Genomic DNA, 17,957 nt, shown 5'->3' with positions numbered 1-17,957 from the left:
GTGTTCTGTGAAGCTGCTCGCTTTTTAATCGGCGGGAGTCGTTTCGTGAAGTCATGCCTCCCCGCGTCGATTTACTCCCGCTGCCGTTGCCGCCATGCTGACGTCATCCGGTGCTTCCTGCTCAAGACTACGGGCCAGTTCATTGAGCCGCGCCGGACTCAGCAGGTTCTGGAAGATCCACGGATGTTTCTGGCCCTCGCCGGCAAACCACGCGTCCAGTTCGCGGCTGACGGTGCGCAGTGCCTGTAGCGCGTCGCTGAACTGCTGGTGACTGCCGGATTGCGCGCCATATTTACGCATCCAGATACGCAGCACGATGGCCCGCGTCACGGCGGAGTAAGCGCGGGTATACCACAGGGCGCGCGTGGCGGCCTCGGTAAGGCGGCGGGTAAAGGCCGGGCTGAGGCTGTTATCACTTTGCAACTGCCGGGCGAGGGTTTGCATGTGGCCCGCGAGGAACAGCGACTGCTGCCGTTCCAGCTCAATCAGCTGAAACTGCTGCTGACCCAGTTCGGGATCATCGGCGGGCATCAGCGGCTGAAATGCCTGCGCCCAATTTGCACTGCGGGTATCCAGATGCAGCAGATGCAATGTCTGCTGGAAGGTGGCGGGTGGCTGACTGTGGGACTGCAACACGCGGCCAAGCAGCGTCGGGGTTTTACAGCTCCACTCGTAGCTGGCGCTAAGCAGGTTGCTGAACAGCGTCTCCAGGTGCAGCGGTAACGGGCGGTCGGCATGAGTTTGCAGCCAGGCGCGCGCGAGCATGGCGGGGGTGCTGTGCGGTTCGCGCACCAGTCGGGCGAGGCCGTAAAGATTGATTTCATTGACGGAGTCGGTCAACTCCAGTTCGGGGACCCACTCCCAGTTCAGGCGCAGGGTGACGGCTTCAGGCATCGCGCCGTCCTGACCGGCAAACCACTGCAAACGCTGGTGGAACTCCGCCAGTAAATAGCAGGGCAGCAGCGTCCAGCCGTACTCGATGCCCCACATATCGAACTCCAGCCATTTGGTGAAGCCCGCCAGGGTGGTCAGATTGGGGTTGTTGGCAAAGCCGGGACGGTAGTCCAGCTCGGTGGCTTTCACTGAGGCGCGCACGTCGCCGGGCAGCGCCTCCAGCGCGGTTTTTAACATGTGCCGCGGCCAGGTTTTGTCCCGGTAATCGCGCAACACCAGCTGGCGGCCCTCACGACGCACCGACTGGTACAGCAGATTTAAGACGCCTTTCCACGCCTCGTTGCTCATGTCGGGGGTGGACAGGGATAACCGCAGCCCGCGCACTGACGGCAGCGCCCGCAGCAATTCCGGGATGGCGTGGCCGAATAACCAGTCGGTAAAGCTGGCGTCATCGGCGCGCGCATCGGTGAGAAAGAACTCCGGGAATTTGGCTTTTTGCTCGCTGCAATCGGGCGTGGCTTCCCCCTGCAACCAGAGTTGCAGATGGTGCTCATCACAGTAGCGGCTGACCTTTTGCAGATACAGCAGCGCATGGTCGCGGCGATGGAGCAGATGGCGAATGTCGCCAGGGCGGCAGCCGGGCGAGGGCGCGGCAAGATCGGTAATCAGCGACTGCTGATGAATGATAAGACCATTGAAATGGTGCGCGTGAAGGAGAGCGGCGATGTGCTGGAAATAGGGCCAGTCCCATATTTTCGGCGTATTGACTTCCAGCAATAACAAAGGTGCAGCAGACATTATTACCTGTTTCCTGGCGAAGCGGTGCACTCACCATACGGGCAAGCGCCCGGACGATCGACAGTTATTTGCAACCAACGGAGAAGAATGATGGCAAAAGGGGATAGCGTTCAGCTTCACTATTTTGAATATACCGATGAAGATACCGGCGCACGGGTTATTCGTCTGACACCGCCGGATATTATTTGTCACCGTAACTACTTCTATCAAAAGTGCTTCCTGGATGGCGGACGCAAATTAATTTTTGCCGGAGAGTTCAGCGGTACGCGCAATTATTATTTACTCGACGTCGCCAGCGGCGAAGCAAAACAGCTTACCGAAGGGCCAGGGGATAATACCTTTGGCGGCTTTCTTTCGCCGGATGAGAAATACCTCTATTACGTAAAAAGCGAACGCAATCTGATGCGCGTGACGCTGGCGACGCAGGAAGAAAGCGTAGTGTATCGCGTACCGGACGACTGGGTGGGTTACGGCACCTGGGTGGCGAACTCTGACTGCACCAAACTGGTGGGGGTGGAGATCCATCGCGACAGCTGGCGACCCATCAGCGACTGGACGGTGTTCCAGGAATTTTATGCCGAACAGCCCCGCTGCCGGGTGATCCGCATCTCGCTGGAAAACGGTGAGCGTGACACCCTGCTGGAAGAAAATCAGTGGCTGGGGCATCCCATCTATCGCCCCTTTGACGACAACACGGTGGCCTTCTGCCATGAAGGGCCGCTGGATCAGGTGGATGCCCGTATGTGGCTGATGAACGAAGACGGCAGCCACATCCGTAAGGCCAAAGAACCGGCACCGGGAGAAAGCTACACCCATGAATTCTGGGTACCGGACGGCTCGGCGCTGATGTACGTCACCTACGTGAAAGACAGCCCGGTGCGCTGGCTGTGCCGGGTAAACGGTGACAGCGGCGAGGATGAAAAGCTGATTGCCATGCCGCCGTGCTCCCATGTGATGAGCAACGACAGCGGCACGCTGGTGGTGGGCGACGGGTCCGGTAAACCCATTGATATTGCTGACAACGCGGGTTACGGCGATACCACCGACCCGTATCTCTACCTGTTCGATATTGCCCGCAAGCAGACGCACAAAGTGGCACGCCACAGCTCGTCATGGCGCGTGCTGGACGGCGATCGCCAGGTGACCCATCCGCATCCGTCGTTTACGCCGGATGAAAAACAGGTGCTGTTCAGCTCCGATAAAGACGGCCTGCCAGCGCTATATCTGGCGGATATTCCTGACCGCGTATTACGCAGCATTCATTCCTGAGGGCGCGCGCTATGTTAAAGAAACTCTTGCCCGTAACGGCATCGTTATTGCTGGTCTGCGCCTGCGCAGCGCTGGCTCAGCCTGCGGAAATCCGCCTCTCGTGGTGGGGCGGCAACAGCCGTCATCAGGCGACGCTGAAAGCCATTGAACTGTTTGAAAAGCAAAACCCGGATATTCAGGTGAAAGCGGAATATGCCGGTTGGGAGGGCTATCTCTCGCGCCTGACGGTGCAAATGGCGGGCGGCGATGCGCCAGACGTTATTCAGACTAACTGGAACTGGCTGCCGCTATTTTCCAAAGACGGCAACGGATTTTATGACCTGCTGACGATGAAAGAGAATATCGATCTCAGTCAGTACGATCCCCAGTCGCTGCAAAGTGTGATGGTGAATAACAAGCTGAACGGTATTCCGGTGGCGATGACCGCGCGCAGTTTTTATTACAACCAGAAACTGTGGCAGGAAATGGGCGTCGCTTATCCGCAAAGCTGGGAGGAATTAAAAGCCGCCGGCAACGCCTTTAACGCGAAGGACAAAAATAAATATCCGCTGGTGCTCGACTATATGGAGTCGATTACCCTCGTGCAGTCATGGATGGTGCAAAAACATAATATTGCGGCTATCGACGAAAAAAGCGGGAAATTTAATTACACCCCCCAGCAGTGGGTGGAATTTTTCCAGGTTTATAAAGATCTGGTGGACAACCATGTTTTCCCTTCCACCCGCGTGTTGTCGTCGTACGGAAAATCCAATACCTGGGAAATGAAGCCGTGGATCCAGGGGCAGTGGGGCGGGATCTACATGTGGAACACCAATGCGGTGATGTACGAGAACAACCTCGCCGCGCCCTATAACACGCTGGAGCTGGGGCCGTTCTTTATGTTGCCCGGCGCTACCGACGCGGGGCTGTTCCTGAAACCGACCATGATGTTCAGCGTGGCGAAAACCAGTAAGCATCCGCAGCAGGCGGCGAAGCTGATCGACTTCCTGATGAACGATCCGGCAGGCGTGGCGGCAATGGGGCTGGAGCGCGGCACGCCGCTGAGCAAAAAAGCGGTGGCACAGCTCTCCGCCAGTGGTGTGCTCAAGGATGACAATATTACCGTTACCGGCATCAAATCGTCGCTGGCGCTGCCGCATCAGATCCCGACCTCGCCCTACTTCGACAACCCGCAGCTGGTGGCGCTCTGGCATGACACTATCCAGAATATCGATCAGGGTAATATGACCGTTGAACAGGCGGCGGCGCAGTTTGCCAAAAAAGCCGGGCGCATTTTACAGCGGGCCGTTAAAAAATGATCACCTTCAGCGCTACTCTGGCCTGTCAGTACGACACGCCTTTTTCGCCCTTTCCGGCGGCACAGTTCAGTCAGGGACTGGCGTGGCTGTCGCGCAGCGGCTTTGACGCCGCCGAGCTGTGCATCAATGACTACGAGGGCGTGGAAGTGACGGCCCTTCGCGCGGCGTTAGATCGCGCCGGTCTTGGCTGTACGACCATTGCCACCGGCCAGGCACGCAAGCGTGAGGGGCTGACGCTGCTGTCGGCCGAGAAAAGCGTGGTGCGCCGCACCCAGGAACGGTTATTTGCCCATATCGACGCGGCGGCGCAGCTCGGCAGCCACGTCACCCTCGGATCGCTGCGCGCCACGGATCTGCCGCTGGACAAGCCGCAGTACATGAACGCGCTGGCGACGGCGCTGTTTCCTTGCGTCGAGTATGCCCGGCGCAACGGCGTGGTGCTGATCCTTGAGGCACTGAACCGCTATGAAGTGGGCCAGCTGCACAGCGCGCAGGAGATGATGGATTACATGGCATTCAGCGATGCGCCGCAAAACGTCGGCGTGCTGTGGGATCTGTTTCACGCCAGCATTGAGGACGCCGATTTTTCAACGGCCATCGCCATGCTGGGTGCGCGGTTGCGTCATGTGCATCTGGCGGATTCGAACCGGGGATTTCCGGGGTACGGGCATCTGCCGCTGGACGAGGTATACACCACGCTCAGGCTGGCGGGTTATCAGGGGGCGATGTCACTGGAGTGTTTGTGCAGGCCCTCGGCGCAAACCGTGATCGACGAGGCGGGCGAACTGATCGCGCGGTTGCGGCGTCTGTAAACGCCACCGCCGCGCAGCTCAGATTACTCGGTGTCGCGGCTGCCGAAACGGCTATCGCGGCCATGCGGCTCATCAAGATCCTGCCACGGACCGATGGAAATAATGCCGGTCGGGTTAATGGTCTTGTGGCTGCAATAGTAGTGGGTGCGGATGTGCGCAAAGTCTACGGTTTCAGCAATGCCCGGCATCTGCCAGATGTCGCGTAAAAAACCATGCAGATTCAGGTAATCGCTGATGCGGTGCTTGTCGCATTTGAAATGCGTGACGTAAACCGGATCGAAGCGGATCAGCGTGGTCCACAGGCGAATATCGGCTTCGGTCAGTTGATCGCCGGTCAGATAGCGGTGCTGACCAAGCAGTTGCTCAAGGCGCGACAATGACGCGAACAGCGCGGTGACGGCGTCGTCGTAAGCACTCTGACTGGTGGCAAAACCGGCTTTGTAGACGCCGTTATTCACGGTGTCGTAGATCCAGCCGTTCAGCTCATCAATCTGCGCCCGCAGTGCTGCCGGGTAGTAATCTCCCGCTTTGGCGCCCTGGGCATCAAAGGCAGTATTGAACATACGGATGATTTCCGCCGATTCATTGCTGACGATAGTGTGGTTCTTTTTATCCCACAGCACCGGCACGGTGACGCGCCCGCTGTAGTGCGGATCGGCATGCAGATAGAGCTGATAGAGAAAGTCGTGCTGATAGAGCGTATCACCGGTTGCGGCCGGGAAATTGTCATCAAAGGTCCAGCCATTTTCCAGCATCAGCGGATTTACCACGGAGACATCAATAAAAGGTTCAAGACCTTTTAATTTACGCATGATCAGCGTGCGATGCGCCCACGGACAGGCGAGGGAAACGTAGAGGTGATAGCGGCCTTTTTCAGCGGCAAATCCACCTTCACCGGTCGGGCCTGGCGCGCCATCGGCGGTCAGCCAGTTGCGGAAAGCGGAAACCGAACGCTTAAAACTGCCGCCCGTCGATTTGGTGTCGTACCAGGTGTCGTGCCAGACGCCGTCAATCAGTTGTCCCATCACGTTCTCCTTCTGGTTGAGCTAGATGTAGGCCAGGACAACGAAACGCCACCTGGCAAATGGTGATAATGCCAGGCGGCGCGACGTTTACGTGGGCCTACATAATGCGTCAGTCGTTGTAGATGCCTTCAGTATAGAAGCCTTACCACTTTTTATTCAGCACGCGGTCGATGCTGAATGCACCCGGACCGGTGATGCCCAGCAGCAGGTAGCCGCCAGCGATGGTCAGGTTTTTCATGAACATCAGCGAGTTCACACCTTCAGCAAAGTTGCTGTGGAAGATGAACGCGGTCAGCAGCGTAAAGCCAGCGGTGAACAGCGCGGTAGTACGGGTCAGGAAACCGAACAGGATCGCCAGACCGCCGCCGAACTCAAGCAGGATGGTCAGCGGCAGGAAGAAGCCCGGCACGCCCATGGCTTCCATATACTGCTGCGTACCGGCGTAACCGGTGATTTTGCCCCAGCCAGCATAAATAAACAGGATTGGCATCAGAATACGCGCTACCAGGAAACCAACATCTTCTAATTTTTTCATTTTACTCTCCAGAAATCTCATGCTGTGTGCAGGTGTGATTGTTCAGGCAGTTACGGCGCATAACGCACGTTTGCCGTCGATGGAGAGGATAATAAGCGTAGCGATTCGAGATTGTTAGCAAGGAAAACTGTCAATCTTTATCAAATATTCTGAGTAATGATAAGCGGGGGTGAATATACCCGGCGGAAAAACCGCCGGGCAGGGGACAGATCACAGATTAACGGAGATGTTGCTGACGGAGGGTGGTTTGCACCAGACGCCAGGCACTCCAGGCGGCAAAGCCGCGCTTGCCCCAGCGTACCAGCCGGTTAGGATTGCGAATGGTACGAATAGCCAGCAGGCTACTGCCCACCAGCGCCCATGAGCGCAGGCTTAACAGCGTATTCCATCCGCGATCGTAGGAGATCATGCGCTCTTCCCAGTCGCGACGACTGGCGGTGAGATCAAGCCGTTGCTGCTGGATTTGACTCAGCAGAATGGCCTTACGCTTTTGACGATCGCTCTGACTGCTCATCTCAATCATCCTCCAGCAACGAACGGTCGTTGGACAGCTCCTGACGGGTATGACGCAGCAGGGTGGACCGGCGTACTTTACGCATGGTCCATAAACCACCAATTAACGCGCCAACCAGCAGTACCGCCGTCGTGGCAATCATGGCGTTCAGACGGTATTGCGGGTCAATAGCCCAGATAATCAGCACCATCAGACTCATTAAACCGAAAGCGGCCAACAGCATGGTCACCCCTACCATCAGGAGCAACTGGAAGATATTGGCTTTCTCTTCTTCCAGTTCGACCACCGCCAGCCGCACACGCGTTTCCACCATCTCAACGATAATTGTTACGATGCGCTGCCCGATGCCCAGAACGCTTTTTCCGGGCCCGTTTGATTGACGTGAAGTATCCATAATCAACGACGCGACATCAGCACACCCAGCACTACGCCAATCGCAGCACCGATACCAACGCCTGTCCATGGGTTCTCACGAACATAGTCTTCGGCCTTACCGGCCGCTTCACGCGTCTGTTTAGCAATAATGTCACTGGTTTCACCCAGACGATGACGGCTTTCGTGCAGCGCACGTTCAGCTTTGCTACGCAGTTTACTCAGCTCTTCTTTCGATTTAGACCCGGAGGTATTCAGCACTTCTTCCAGGGTGTCCGTCAGGGATTTCAACTCAGCGCGCAGATGTTCCGTATTGGTATCTTTAGACATAGTTCTCTCCAGTGAGTGAGTGTTAACTTCCTTTAATAATCCCGAGCCTCAAGCGCTTTCAGTTCATCCTGAGCCTCTTTCAGCTTGCGTTCTCTTTTGGACACCTTCTCCGCATCGCCTTTTTGCTTCGCTTCCTGAAGATCCTGCTCGCGTTCGGCAATTTCTTCTTTCTGGTCGGCGATCTTCTCCTGATGATCGGCGCGCAATTTGCTGTCCGTGCAATTGGCTCTGAGTTCTCTGAGGGCGGTATTCAGACCGTCAATACGGCTCTGATTGTTGTGCTTCTCGGCGTAACGGATCTCTTTTTGAATATCCTGCTCCTTTTCCTGACAAAGGGAAGCAGCCTGTGAAGCGGCACTCAGTGAAAAAAGGGCTAGCGCCAGTGCGGTGCGGTATTTCATTCTTGAAACCTTCCATTGTTGTTACGGGCCTCAACATGAGGCGCCGAAATCCAGTTGATTTAAAGAGTAAGATGGGTGCCCGTGTAGTAAGCATAGTAACTAACGGGGAGAAAACCAAAAAGCGGGCCAAGTTTCGGAATTATTGAAGTTCTCAACCCAGCCGATGTGGCGTATCGCGTAATCGCGACAGCCAGGCCGCGGGTTTATCCTCGTCATCCTGCTGGGCGATGATATAGCCATGGGGCAGGGTGCGATCGAGTACCACTTTGGCGGCGGCGCTCTGTGCGCTGGAATCAAATTTAATCAGCAGCGTGTCGTTTTGCGGCGTGATGCTGTTAAAACGAATGCCGTTGGCATCCAGATGATGCCAGATAGAAAAGCCGTCAGGCACGCTGACGCTCTGGCTGGCCGGGCGAATAGCCAGCGTGGATTCACGCTGTTGCAGCGTCGCCCAGGCAAAGAAAAAGATCGTGAACAACATGACGGTTGCCACCATCAAAGCAACGCGCTTCATTGCCGTGCGTTGAATAAGCATCCGGTTAATCCTGCTTCCCATATTTTTTCTTCCATAACACAACCAGCGTACCAATGAGCCCACAGACCAGCAACACTACTGGCAGTAACATCAGGCAGGACATCAGCGCATCCTCATACTTAAGGAAAACGGGTGTCTTACCCAGAAGATAACCCAGCGTCGTCAGGATCACGACCCACAGCAGACCGCTCATCCAGTTGAAAAACTGAAAGCGCGTGTTACTCAGACCGGAGATCCCGGCAATAGTTGGTAACAGTGTGCGAACAAATGCAATAAAACGCCCCAACAGCAGGGCAGAAAGACCGTGTTTGTGAAACATGTGGTGCGCGCGCTGGTGATAATGCGCGGGCAGATGTGATAACCAGTTCTGCACAATGCGCGTATTACCGAGCCAGCGGCCCTGAATATAACTCAGCCAACAGCCGAGGCTGGCAGCGGTGGTTAACAGCGCGATCGTCAGCGGATAGCTCATTGCGCCTTTTGCGATCAGCACGCCGACCAGTACTAAGAGGCTGTCACCGGGCAGAAAGGCGGCGGGCAACAGGCCATTTTCCAGGAACAAAATCATAAACAGGACGAAATAAAGCATGCCGATCATGGAAGGATTCGCCAGCGTCTCGAAATCCTGACTCCACAATGCATTAAGTAGCTGAGTAAATAGTTCCATTCGTTATTCCTGGTACATCGGTTAACGTCACGCCAGATCGGGTCCTGTGCACGCGCACGCGCGGCAAATTGCATCTAATTGTAACAAATGCCGGAGTTCTGCGTCTCAGAATTTATGAAATGTAAGAATTGATTTTTACTTGCGCTGGCGGGGGGAAACCAGAGTATTTACAAAGGCTGACACTCTATACCTTTTGTTACTGCGCGGAGCACCGCAAGCGCAGTTGCGCCTGCTGTGGGAAGACAAAAAATTTATTTTACGGCGTTAGCCGCCGTATCGAGATGAACGACCGGATTATCTGCAAAAAGGTAGCGGTCAGCGTTAAATTCAAAATCATCGCTGGTTTCGTTAAACAGCATCTGCTTGGTGTTTTCCAGATGCTGCCACATCGCCAGTTTCGCGGCATGGGGGTCTTTACGGATCAGGGCTTTAAGGATCTGGTCGTGATCGTCGCACCAGTTATCCACGGTGCGCAAATCAATATGATCGTGCAGTTTTTTCCAGTACGGGTTATGAACGCGCTGCGTCCACATCTTTTCGACAATCGCGGCCAGTGCAGTATTCTGCGTCGCGAGCGCCACCTGCACGTGGAACTGTAAATCCCATTCAGAGTCGCGGAAGCATTTTTCCTGGCGGGCGCGATCCTGAATTTCCATCAGCTTCATGATGTCCTGCTTCGTCACCTGGGTGGCGGCGAATTCGGCAATATTGCTTTCGATCAGCTGGCGCGCCTGTAACAGTTCAAACGGCCCGTAGTTGGCGAACTCCAGCGATTCGTCCGGCACCTGCTGGTATTTAGGCTGGTTCGACATCACATGAATGCCGGAGCCTTTACGCACTTCAACGTAACCTTCCACTTCCAGCATGATGATTGCTTCACGCACCACGGTGCGGCTGACGTTTTTTTCATCCGCAATAAAGCGCTCGGCAGGCAATTTATCACCAACGAGATACACGCCGTTTTCAATGCGGCTTTTCAGCTCAGCGGCGAGCTGCTGATACAAACGTCGTGTGTCGGTGATTTCCATATGCACTCCAGGCAGGATAAGGCAGATAAGATTTGTTATACCACTTTTAGACGATTCTCACCACCGCAGAAAAGTAAAAGCCGCCCGGAATAACAGGGGCGGCTTAGGCGTTACAGCATTAACAGAAAGGGGCTAGTGTTGCGTCGCGGGTCCGCCGTAAGCGGCTTTTTCCGCCTCCAGCTCCGCTGCCGATTTACTTTTCAGCACCGTCCAGATGACGATAGCACCCATGATGTCGAAGACCGCCAGCACAGCGAACAGCGGGCTGAAGCCGATGGTATCTGCCAGCGCACCAACCACCAGGGCAAACATGGTGCTCGCGGTCCAGGCTGCCATACCGGTCAGACCATTCGCGGTCGCCACTTCGTTACGACCAAATACGTCAGAAGAGAGGGTGATCAGCGCGCCGGACAGTGACTGGTGAGCAAAGCCACCAATGCACAGCAGGCCGATTGCCACGTACGGGCTGGTGAACAGGCCGATCATGCCAGGGCCAATCATCAGTACCGCACCCATGGTCACCACCAGTTTACGGGAGACGATCAGGTTCACACCAAACCAGCGCTGGAACAGCGGCGGCAGGTAACCACCGACGATACAACCGAGGTCAGCAAACAGCATCGGCATCCACGCGAACATCGCAATCTCTTTCAGGTTAAAGCCGTAGACTTTAAACATGAACAGCGGGATCCAGGCGTTAAAGGTACCCCAGGCAGGTTCAGCCAGAAAACGCGGCAGCGCGATGCCCCAGAACTGACGGGTGCCCAGGATCTGCCATACGGTCATTTTCTTGCCGTTGTTGGTCTGGTGTTGGGCTTCCTGACCGCCAATGATGTATTGACGTTCTTCTTCAGAGAGCTTCTTCTGATCGCGCGGGTGTTTGTAGAAAATTAGCCACGCCATCGCCCAGGCAAAGCTCAGCACGCCGGAGATAATGAACGCCAGCTGCCAGCTGTGCATCACGATTGCCCACACTACCAGCGGCGGTGCAATCATCGCGCCAATAGAGGAACCCACGTTGAAGTAGCCCACCGCAATTGAACGCTCTTTTGCCGGGAACCATTCGGACGCTGCTTTCAGGCCCGCCGGGATCATCGCCGCTTCAGCCGCACCCACAGCACCACGCGCCAGCGCCAGTCCACCCCAGCTTCCTGCCAGCGCCGTTGCGCCGCAGAAAATGGCCCAGGTCACAGCGAAGACCGCGTAGCCAATCTTGGTACCGAGGATGTCCAGCACATAACCTGCAACAGGTTGCATGATGGTGTAAGCCGCCGAGTAGGCCGCAATAATATAGGAGTATTGCTGCGTGGAAATATTCAACTCTTGCATCAGCGTTGGCGCTGCCGCAGCAATAGTGTTACGCGTCAAGTAACCCAGCACGGTGCCGAGCGTCACCAGCGCTATCATGTACCAACGTAACCCTTTAATTTTACGCATGTAAACCTCATCGTTATGTTATTTCCGCCTCAGGCGGTTCATCTCCCGATTGTGGTCGGAGGATGTTATGTAACGGGGGAGCGACATCGGGACAGGATCCCGGTACGGTCCAAACCTTGCCATTTGTATTTGTGCGAAATTCGGTATCCGTACCGTTAATTCAGATGATTAGATCACCTGTAATGCATTCCGTCGGTCTATATATTGCGACGGCAGAAAGATAACTTGTCATACAACTTTAAAAGGTGAGTGACATCACAAAAGTGTTTTTATTTGTGTGGTTTTTATTTTGGGTCTTTAAAGCCAGAGCTGGCGCGGCTTGCGGGGAGGTTTACCTCAATCGAGGTAGTTTATTTGTCAGGATTTATTGATCTAACTCACGAAAATATCTTCGGCCTGTAGAAATTGGTGTGATAACTTTGTCAGCATTAAGGCATACATCTACGCTCTATTTAGAGGAAGACGATAATGACTCCGTTTATGACCGAAGATTTCCTGTTAGATACCGAATTTGCCCGCCGTCTGTATCATGATTACGCAAAAGATGAGCCGATTTTCGACTATCACTGCCATTTACCGCCGCAACAGATCGCAGAAAACTACCGTTTTAAAAACCTGTATGACATCTGGCTGAAAGGCGATCACTACAAATGGCGCGCCATGCGTACCAACGGTGTCCCTGAGCGCCTGTGTACCGGCGATGCGTCCGATCGTGAGAAGTTTGATGCCTGGGCCGCCACTGTTCCGCATACCATCGGCAACCCGTTATACCACTGGACCCATCTGGAGCTGCGTCGCCCCTTCGGCATCACCGGTAAACTGCTGTCGCCGTCTACTGCTGATGAAATCTGGCATCAGGGCAACGAGCTGCTGGCGCAGGAGTCCTTCTCTGCCCGCGGTATCATGCAGCAGATGAATGTGAAAATGGTCGGCACGACGGATGATCCGATCGATTCGCTGGAGCATCACGCCACCGTCGCGAAAGACACCTCTTTCAGCATTAAAGTGCTGCCGAGCTGGCGCCCGGATAAAGCCTTCAATATTGAACAGGCGACCTTTAACGATTACATGGCGAAACTGGGTGAAGTCTCCGACACCGAGATCCGCCGTTTCAGCGATCTGCAAACTGCCCTGACCAAACGTCTGGATCACTTCGCGGCGCACGGCTGTAAAGTTTCCGACCACGCGCTCGACGTGGTGCTGTTTGCTGAAGCCAGCGACGCTGAGCTTGACAGTATTCTTGCGCGTCGTCTGTCCGGCGAAACCCTGAGCGAGCATGAAGTGGCGCAGTTTAAAACCGCGGTGCTGGTGTTCCTCGGCGCGGAATATGCCCGTCGCGAATGGGTACAGCAGTACCACATTGGCGCGCTGCGTAATAACAACCTGCGTCAGTTCAAACTGCTGGGGCCGGATGTGGGCTTTGACTCCATCAATGACCGTCCGATGGCGGAAGAACTGTCTAAGTTGCTCAGCAAACAGAACGAAGAAAACCTGCTGCCGAAAACCATCCTTTACTGTCTGAACCCGCGCGATAACGAAGTGCTGGGCACCATGATCGGTAACTTCCAGGGTGAGGGTATGCCGGGCAAAATGCAGTTCGGCTCCGGCTGGTGGTTTAACGATCAGAAAGACGGTATGGAACGTCAGATGACGCAGCTGGCGCAGCTGGGCCTGTTAAGCCGTTTTGTCGGCATGCTGACCGACAGCCGCAGCTTCCTGTCCTATACCCGTCATGAATATTTCCGTCGCATTCTGTGCCAGATGATTGGCCGTTGGGTCGAAGCAGGCGAAGCCCCTGCCGACATTCAGCTGCTGGGTGAGATGGTGAAAAATATCTGCTTTAACAATGCGCGTGACTACTTCGCGATTGAACTGAACTAAGGCCGTTTGAGGTTGATATGCAATACATCAAGATCCATTCGCTGGACAACGTCGCAGTCGCACTGGCTGACCTGGCGGAAGGCGCAGAAGTTACCGTTGATAACCAGACGGTGCGGCTTCGTCAGGCAGTAGGGCGCGGGCATAAGTTTGCCCTGCGCGCCATCCCTCAGGGCGAAAACGTGGTGAAATACGGTTTGCCTATTGGTCACGCCACGGCAGACATTGCTGAGGGTGAATACATTCACTCGCACAATGCCCGCACCAACCTGAGCGATCTGGACGAGTATAGCTATCAACCTGAAGCTCAGGTGGAAGCCGCGCAGGGGGCCGATCGCGACGTTGAGATCTACCGCCGTGCTAACGGGGAAGTCGGGATCCGCAATGAACTGTGGATCCTGCCAACCGTTGGCTGTGTGAACGGTATCGCCCGTCAGATCCAGACGCGTTTTCTGAAAGAAACCCACGATGCCGAAGGCACCGACGGCGTGTTCCTGTTCAGCCACACCTACGGCTGCTCGCAGCTGGGCGATGACCACATTAACACCCGCACCATGCTGCAAAACATGGTGCGTCACCCGAACGCGGGCGCGGTGCTGGTGATTGGCCTCGGCTGTGAAAACAACCAGGTCGACGCCTTCCGTGAAACTCTGGGTGAGTTTGATCCGGAGCGCGTCCACTTTATGGTCTGTCAGCATCAGGACGATGAAGTGGAAGCCGGTCTTGAACATCTGCATCAGTTATATGAAGCGATGCGCCACGACAAACGCGAGCCGGGTAAACTGAGCGAGCTGAAGTTTGGGCTGGAGTGCGGCGGATCCGATGGACTGTCCGGCATTACCGCTAACCCGATGCTGGGTCGCTTCTCGGATTACGTCATCGGCAACGGCGGCACGACCGTGCTGACCGAAGTGCCGGAGATGTTCGGCGCGGAGCAGATCCTGATGAGCCACTGTGTCGATGAAACCACCTTTGAAAAAACCGTCACCATGGTGAACGACTTCAAACAGTATTTTATCGCCCACAACCAGCCGATTTACGAGAATCCGTCGCCGGGCAACAAAGCCGGTGGTATCACGACGCTGGAAGAGAAATCCCTTGGCTGTACCCAGAAAGCAGGGGCAAGCCAGGTGGTTGACGTGCTGCGCTACGGTGAACGTCTGCAAAAACACGGTCTGAACCTGCTCTCTGCGCCAGGTAACGATGCTGTCGCCACCAGTGCGCTGGCGGGCGCCGGTTGCCATATGGTGCTGTTCTCCACCGGACGCGGCACGCCGTACGGCGGCTTTGTTCCGACGGTGAAAATCGCCACCAACAGCGAGCTGGCCGCGAAGAAAAAGCACTGGATCGATTTTGATGCGGGTCAGCTGATCCACGGCAAAATGATGCCGGAGCTGCTGAACGAGTTCGTGGATGTGATTGCGGATATTGCCAGTGGCAAACAGACCTGTAACGAGCGCAACGATTTCCGCGAGCTGGCGATCTTCAAAAGCGGCGTAACGCTGTAAACCTGTTGCCGGGCGGCGACTGCGTCTTGCCCGGCCTACAGAACTGAACTACCCCAGGCCCGGCAAGCTTGCGCCGCCGGGCAACACATCCTTAACTGCGCAACGCGTTTTTCGCCAGACGGTCATCTTCCGCCTGACACGCTGCCGCCGTAAACAACACGTCGGTGGACGAGTTAAGCGCCGTTTCGCAGGAATCCTGCAACACGCCGATGATAAAGCCCACCGCCACCACCTGCATGGCAATATCGTTCGGAATGCCGAACATATTACAGGCCAGCGGGATCAGCAGCAGTGAACCACCCGCCACACCTGATGCCCCACAGGCACACAAAGATGCCACCACGCTCAGCAGCAGTGCCGTCGGCACATCAACCGGAATGCCCAGCGTATGCACCGCCGCCAGGGTCAGCACGGTAATGGTGATCGCCGCGCCCGCCATATTGACCGTCGCCCCCAGCGGAATAGAAACCGAGTAGGTATCGCGATCCAGATTCAGTTTCTCCGCCAGCGCCATATTCACCGGAATATTCGCCGCTGAGCTGCGGGTAAAGAACGCCGTCATGCCGCTTTCGCGCAGGCACATCAGCACTAGCGGGTAGGGATTGCGACGGATTTTCCAGAACACCAGCAGCGGGTTGATCACCAGCGCGACAAGGAACATACAGCCGATCAATACCAGCAGCAGCTGCGCATAACCGTACAGGGTGGAGAAGCCGGTTTCGGCCAGCGTCGCCGCCACCAGACCAAAAATCCCGATCGGCGCAAAACGGATCACCAGTTTCACCATAAAGGTCACCGCGTCCGACACGTCGTTAACCAAGCTTTTGGTGGAGTCACTGCCGTGGCGCAGCGCAAAGCCCAGGCCAATCGCCCACACCAGAATGCCGATATAGTTGGCTTCCAGCAGCGCATGCACCGGGTTAGAGACCATACTCATCAGCAGGCCGCGCAGCACTTCAGTAATACCGGCTGGCGGCGTGATGTCAGTCGCGCCGGTCACCAGTTGCAGGGTGGACGGGAACAGGAAGCTGAACACCACGGCGGTTAACGCAGCCGAAAAGGTCCCCACCAGATAGAGCATCAGAATCGGGCGGATATTGGTTTTCTGGCCGTGACGATGATTCGCAATCGATGCCATCACCAGCATTAACACCAGCACCGGGGCCACTGCTTTCAGCGCGCCGACGAACAGCGTGCCCAGCAGGCCCGCGGCAAGGGCCGCGGGTTTTGAAATCCAGGCAAGCAGAATGCCCAGCACTAAACCAATGAGAATTTGTTTAACCAGACTGCCGTGCACCAGGCGGTGCAGCAAACCTGCGGAGTGTTGCGTACGCATGAAGAATTCCTTAGATGGTGTGATGATGCGATCCCGGACATCCTCTTCAGGGATGTTCTTGTCGGGATGTAACAAATGTTTGCAAAGAGGAGTATACGCATTCCGCGGCGGCGGGGAAGGATAACAGGCTGGATTGTCGGGCGGTGTCGTATTTTTTAACTGTCTGATAACATATTTGTGACATGGACAACAATTAAACCTTCTCCGTTGCCGGAGAAGGTTCTGTCTGTCAGCTTTGCAGCTTTTTCTTGTCGTTCTGGTGGTTCACCCAGGCGTTAAGCAGCAGGGTTATCGCCAGAATACCGCCCACGATGCCCAGCGAGACGGCAATCGGAATGTGGTAGAAATCGACGATCAGCATCTTGATACCGATAAACACCAGGATCACCGACAGGCCGTACTTCAGCAGCGCAAAGCGTTCTGCCACGCCCGCCAGCAGGAAGTACATGGCGCGCAGGCCGAGGATCGCGAACAGGTTAGAGGTCAGTACGATAAACGGATCGGTGGTCACCGCGAAGATCGCCGGGATGCTGTCCACCGCGAAGATCACATCGCTTAACTCCACGAGGATCAGCACCAGCAGCAGCGGGGTGGCGAACAGCAGACCGTTTTTACGCACGAAGAAGTGCTCGCTTTCGATCTTATCCGTCATGCGCATATGGCTGCGCAACCAGCGTACCAGCGGTTTATCGCCAATACCCGCTTCGTCTTCCTTCGCCAGCGCCATTTTCACCCCGGTGAACAGCAGGAACGCGCCGAAGACATACAGCAGCCACTCGAACTGGGAGATCAGCCAGCTACCGGCGAAGATCATGATGGTACGCAGCACAATCGCGCCCAGTACACCGTAGATCAACACGCGGCGTTGCAGCGCAGGCGGCACGGAGAAGTAGCTGAACAGCATCAGCCAGACGAAGACGTTATCCACCGCCAGCGCTTTTTCAATCAGGTAACCGGTGAGGAAAGCGAGCGCCTGCGGATCGGCGACCGCCCGGCCTTCGGTGCTGGCGAGATACCACCAGAACGCCGCGTTAAACAGCAGAGAGAGCGAAACCCAGACCAGTGACCAGACGGCCGCCTGCTTCATGGACATCGTATGTGCGCCGCGACGCCCCTGAAGCAGAAGGTCGATGGCGAGCATGATCACGACGACAACTGCAAAACCGCCCCAGAGCAGCGGTGTGCCGACAGTATTCATAGAGAATTCCTTACATAAAAAAAACGGCTGACGTCGAAAGACGATAGCCGTTTATTTTAGATGCACGGGTCCTCGCCTTTCGGCAAGGTCTCACTTACATTCTGTACGCGATGCTCCTGTAC

18 protein-coding genes are annotated in these 17,957 nt (G+C 55.6%); 5 read left to right on the top strand and 13 right to left on the bottom strand.

Annotated elements, in window-relative coordinates; translation table 11 throughout:
• Nucleotides 1-51: 51 nt before the first annotated feature.
• Entirely contained in the window at nt 52-1,692 is a 1,641-nt protein-coding gene (locus KW828_RS09345) for a hypothetical protein (RefSeq protein ID WP_218336121.1), read from the bottom strand.
• A 90-nt stretch (nt 1,693-1,782) separates the two neighbouring features.
• Here KW828_RS09345 and KW828_RS09340 point away from each other — a divergent pair, with 90 nt between their 5' ends.
• From KW828_RS09340 to KW828_RS09330, 3 genes are read left to right on the top strand one after another with little or no spacing between them, the layout of a single operon-like run.
• Nucleotides 1,783-2,961 carry an oligogalacturonate lyase family protein gene (locus KW828_RS09340; protein ID WP_218336247.1) on the top strand — a complete coding sequence of 393 codons (1,179 nt, stop codon included), beginning with the start codon at nt 1,783-1,785 and terminating at the stop codon, nt 2,959-2,961.
• Between the two features lie 11 nt (nt 2,962-2,972).
• Complete coding sequence (locus KW828_RS09335; RefSeq protein ID WP_218336120.1) at nt 2,973-4,259, top strand: ABC transporter substrate-binding protein; 1,287 nt, start codon at nt 2,973-2,975, stop codon at nt 4,257-4,259.
• On the top strand, nt 4,256-5,071 hold the full coding sequence (locus KW828_RS09330; RefSeq protein WP_218336119.1) for a sugar phosphate isomerase/epimerase: 816 nt from the start codon (nt 4,256-4,258) through the stop codon (nt 5,069-5,071). Before KW828_RS09335 ends, KW828_RS09330 begins: the two co-directional genes overlap by 4 nt.
• Nucleotides 5,072-5,094: 23 nt before the next feature.
• On the opposite strand, the gene KW828_RS09325 is transcribed toward KW828_RS09330, so the two are convergent.
• The 10 genes from KW828_RS09325 to KW828_RS09280 all read right to left on the bottom strand — a co-directional run bounded on the left by KW828_RS09325 (nt 5,095) and on the right by KW828_RS09280 (nt 11,915).
• Nucleotides 5,095-6,096, bottom strand: a complete 1,002-nt coding sequence (locus tag KW828_RS09325) for a glutathione S-transferase family protein (RefSeq protein ID WP_218336118.1) — start codon at nt 6,094-6,096, stop codon at nt 5,095-5,097.
• A gap of 142 nt (nt 6,097-6,238) precedes the next feature.
• On the bottom strand, nt 6,239-6,631 hold the full coding sequence (locus tag KW828_RS09320) for a DoxX family protein (RefSeq protein ID WP_088221738.1): 393 nt from the start codon (nt 6,629-6,631) through the stop codon (nt 6,239-6,241).
• 217 nt (nt 6,632-6,848) lie between these two features.
• Nucleotides 6,849-7,145 carry a YqjK-like family protein gene (locus KW828_RS09315; protein ID WP_088221864.1) on the bottom strand — a complete coding sequence of 99 codons (297 nt, stop codon included), beginning with the start codon at nt 7,143-7,145 and terminating at the stop codon, nt 6,849-6,851.
• Nucleotide 7,146: 1 nt separating this feature from the next.
• Nucleotides 7,147-7,539 carry a phage holin family protein gene (locus KW828_RS09310; protein ID WP_088221739.1) on the bottom strand — a complete coding sequence of 131 codons (393 nt, stop codon included), beginning with the start codon at nt 7,537-7,539 and terminating at the stop codon, nt 7,147-7,149.
• Between the two features lie 2 nt (nt 7,540-7,541).
• Nucleotides 7,542-7,847 carry a YqjD family protein gene (locus KW828_RS09305; protein ID WP_088221740.1) on the bottom strand — a complete coding sequence of 102 codons (306 nt, stop codon included), beginning with the start codon at nt 7,845-7,847 and terminating at the stop codon, nt 7,542-7,544.
• A 32-nt stretch (nt 7,848-7,879) separates the two neighbouring features.
• On the bottom strand, nt 7,880-8,248 hold the full coding sequence (locus KW828_RS09300; protein WP_088221741.1) for a DUF1090 domain-containing protein: 369 nt from the start codon (nt 8,246-8,248) through the stop codon (nt 7,880-7,882).
• A gap of 151 nt (nt 8,249-8,399) precedes the next feature.
• On the bottom strand, nt 8,400-8,783 hold the full coding sequence (gene mzrA, locus KW828_RS09295; RefSeq protein ID WP_218336117.1) for an EnvZ/OmpR regulon moderator MzrA: 384 nt from the start codon (nt 8,781-8,783) through the stop codon (nt 8,400-8,402).
• Between the two features lie 4 nt (nt 8,784-8,787).
• The gene (gene yqjA / locus KW828_RS09290) at nt 8,788-9,450 is read right to left on the bottom strand and encodes a DedA family general envelope maintenance protein YqjA (protein WP_218336116.1); all 663 of its coding nucleotides are present in this window, start codon (nt 9,448-9,450) and stop codon (nt 8,788-8,790) included.
• Between the two features lie 251 nt (nt 9,451-9,701).
• Nucleotides 9,702-10,478, bottom strand: a complete 777-nt coding sequence (gene exuR, locus KW828_RS09285; protein WP_218336115.1) for a transcriptional regulator ExuR — start codon at nt 10,476-10,478, stop codon at nt 9,702-9,704.
• A 132-nt stretch (nt 10,479-10,610) separates the two neighbouring features.
• A complete protein-coding gene (locus KW828_RS09280; protein ID WP_218336114.1) occupies nt 10,611-11,915 on the bottom strand; it encodes an MFS transporter in 1,305 nt (434 codons plus the stop codon).
• 468 nt (nt 11,916-12,383) lie between these two features.
• Here KW828_RS09280 and uxaC point away from each other — a divergent pair, with 468 nt between their 5' ends.
• Both uxaC and KW828_RS09270 read left to right on the top strand, forming a co-directional pair.
• The gene (gene uxaC / locus KW828_RS09275) at nt 12,384-13,796 is read left to right on the top strand and encodes a glucuronate isomerase (protein WP_218336113.1); all 1,413 of its coding nucleotides are present in this window, start codon (nt 12,384-12,386) and stop codon (nt 13,794-13,796) included.
• Between the two features lie 17 nt (nt 13,797-13,813).
• A complete protein-coding gene (locus KW828_RS09270; RefSeq protein ID WP_218336112.1) occupies nt 13,814-15,301 on the top strand; it encodes a UxaA family hydrolase in 1,488 nt (495 codons plus the stop codon).
• 91 nt (nt 15,302-15,392) lie between these two features.
• Here the strand turns inward: KW828_RS09270 and sstT are convergent, their stop codons facing one another.
• Both sstT and KW828_RS09260 read right to left on the bottom strand, forming a co-directional pair.
• Entirely contained in the window at nt 15,393-16,637 is a 1,245-nt protein-coding gene (gene sstT, locus KW828_RS09265) for a serine/threonine transporter SstT (protein ID WP_218336111.1), read from the bottom strand.
• Nucleotides 16,638-16,866: 229 nt separating this feature from the next.
• Nucleotides 16,867-17,835 (bottom strand): TerC family protein, encoded by a 969-nt coding sequence (locus tag KW828_RS09260; protein ID WP_218336110.1) that lies wholly within the window; start codon nt 17,833-17,835, stop codon nt 16,867-16,869.
• Nucleotides 17,836-17,957: the final 122 nt, after the last annotated feature.

It is taken from the genome of Enterobacter sp. ENT03 (genome assembly GCF_019218745.1).
Lineage (GTDB): Bacteria > Pseudomonadota > Gammaproteobacteria > Enterobacterales > Enterobacteriaceae > Enterobacter_D.
The sequence above is the reverse complement of the archived record's forward strand: the minus strand, read 5'-3'. Positions and strand labels throughout refer to the sequence as shown.

Excerpts from the sequence above, each read along its gene's own strand:
- KW828_RS09345 (WP_218336121.1), bottom strand. The coding sequence starts at position 1,692 with ATGTCTGCTGCACCTTTGTTATTGCTGGAAGTCAATACGCCGAAAATA.
- KW828_RS09340 (WP_218336247.1), top strand. The coding sequence starts at position 1,783 with ATGGCAAAAGGGGATAGCGTTCAGCTTCACTATTTTGAATATACCGAT.
- KW828_RS09335 (WP_218336120.1), top strand. The coding sequence starts at position 2,973 with ATGTTAAAGAAACTCTTGCCCGTAACGGCATCGTTATTGCTGGTCTGC.
- KW828_RS09330 (WP_218336119.1), top strand. The coding sequence starts at position 4,256 with ATGATCACCTTCAGCGCTACTCTGGCCTGTCAGTACGACACGCCTTTT.
- KW828_RS09325 (WP_218336118.1), bottom strand. The coding sequence starts at position 6,096 with ATGGGACAACTGATTGACGGCGTCTGGCACGACACCTGGTACGACACC.
- KW828_RS09320 (WP_088221738.1), bottom strand. The coding sequence starts at position 6,631 with ATGAAAAAATTAGAAGATGTTGGTTTCCTGGTAGCGCGTATTCTGATG.
- KW828_RS09315 (WP_088221864.1), bottom strand. The coding sequence starts at position 7,145 with ATGAGCAGTCAGAGCGATCGTCAAAAGCGTAAGGCCATTCTGCTGAGT.
- KW828_RS09310 (WP_088221739.1), bottom strand. The coding sequence starts at position 7,539 with ATGGATACTTCACGTCAATCAAACGGGCCCGGAAAAAGCGTTCTGGGC.
- KW828_RS09305 (WP_088221740.1), bottom strand. The coding sequence starts at position 7,847 with ATGTCTAAAGATACCAATACGGAACATCTGCGCGCTGAGTTGAAATCC.
- KW828_RS09300 (WP_088221741.1), bottom strand. The coding sequence starts at position 8,248 with ATGAAATACCGCACCGCACTGGCGCTAGCCCTTTTTTCACTGAGTGCC.
- mzrA (WP_218336117.1), bottom strand. The coding sequence starts at position 8,783 with ATGCTTATTCAACGCACGGCAATGAAGCGCGTTGCTTTGATGGTGGCA.
- yqjA (WP_218336116.1), bottom strand. The coding sequence starts at position 9,450 with ATGGAACTATTTACTCAGCTACTTAATGCATTGTGGAGTCAGGATTTC.
- exuR (WP_218336115.1), bottom strand. The coding sequence starts at position 10,478 with ATGGAAATCACCGACACACGACGTTTGTATCAGCAGCTCGCCGCTGAG.
- KW828_RS09280 (WP_218336114.1), bottom strand. The coding sequence starts at position 11,915 with ATGCGTAAAATTAAAGGGTTACGTTGGTACATGATAGCGCTGGTGACG.
- uxaC (WP_218336113.1), top strand. The coding sequence starts at position 12,384 with ATGACTCCGTTTATGACCGAAGATTTCCTGTTAGATACCGAATTTGCC.
- KW828_RS09270 (WP_218336112.1), top strand. The coding sequence starts at position 13,814 with ATGCAATACATCAAGATCCATTCGCTGGACAACGTCGCAGTCGCACTG.
- sstT (WP_218336111.1), bottom strand. The coding sequence starts at position 16,637 with ATGCGTACGCAACACTCCGCAGGTTTGCTGCACCGCCTGGTGCACGGC.
- KW828_RS09260 (WP_218336110.1), bottom strand. The coding sequence starts at position 17,835 with ATGAATACTGTCGGCACACCGCTGCTCTGGGGCGGTTTTGCAGTTGTC.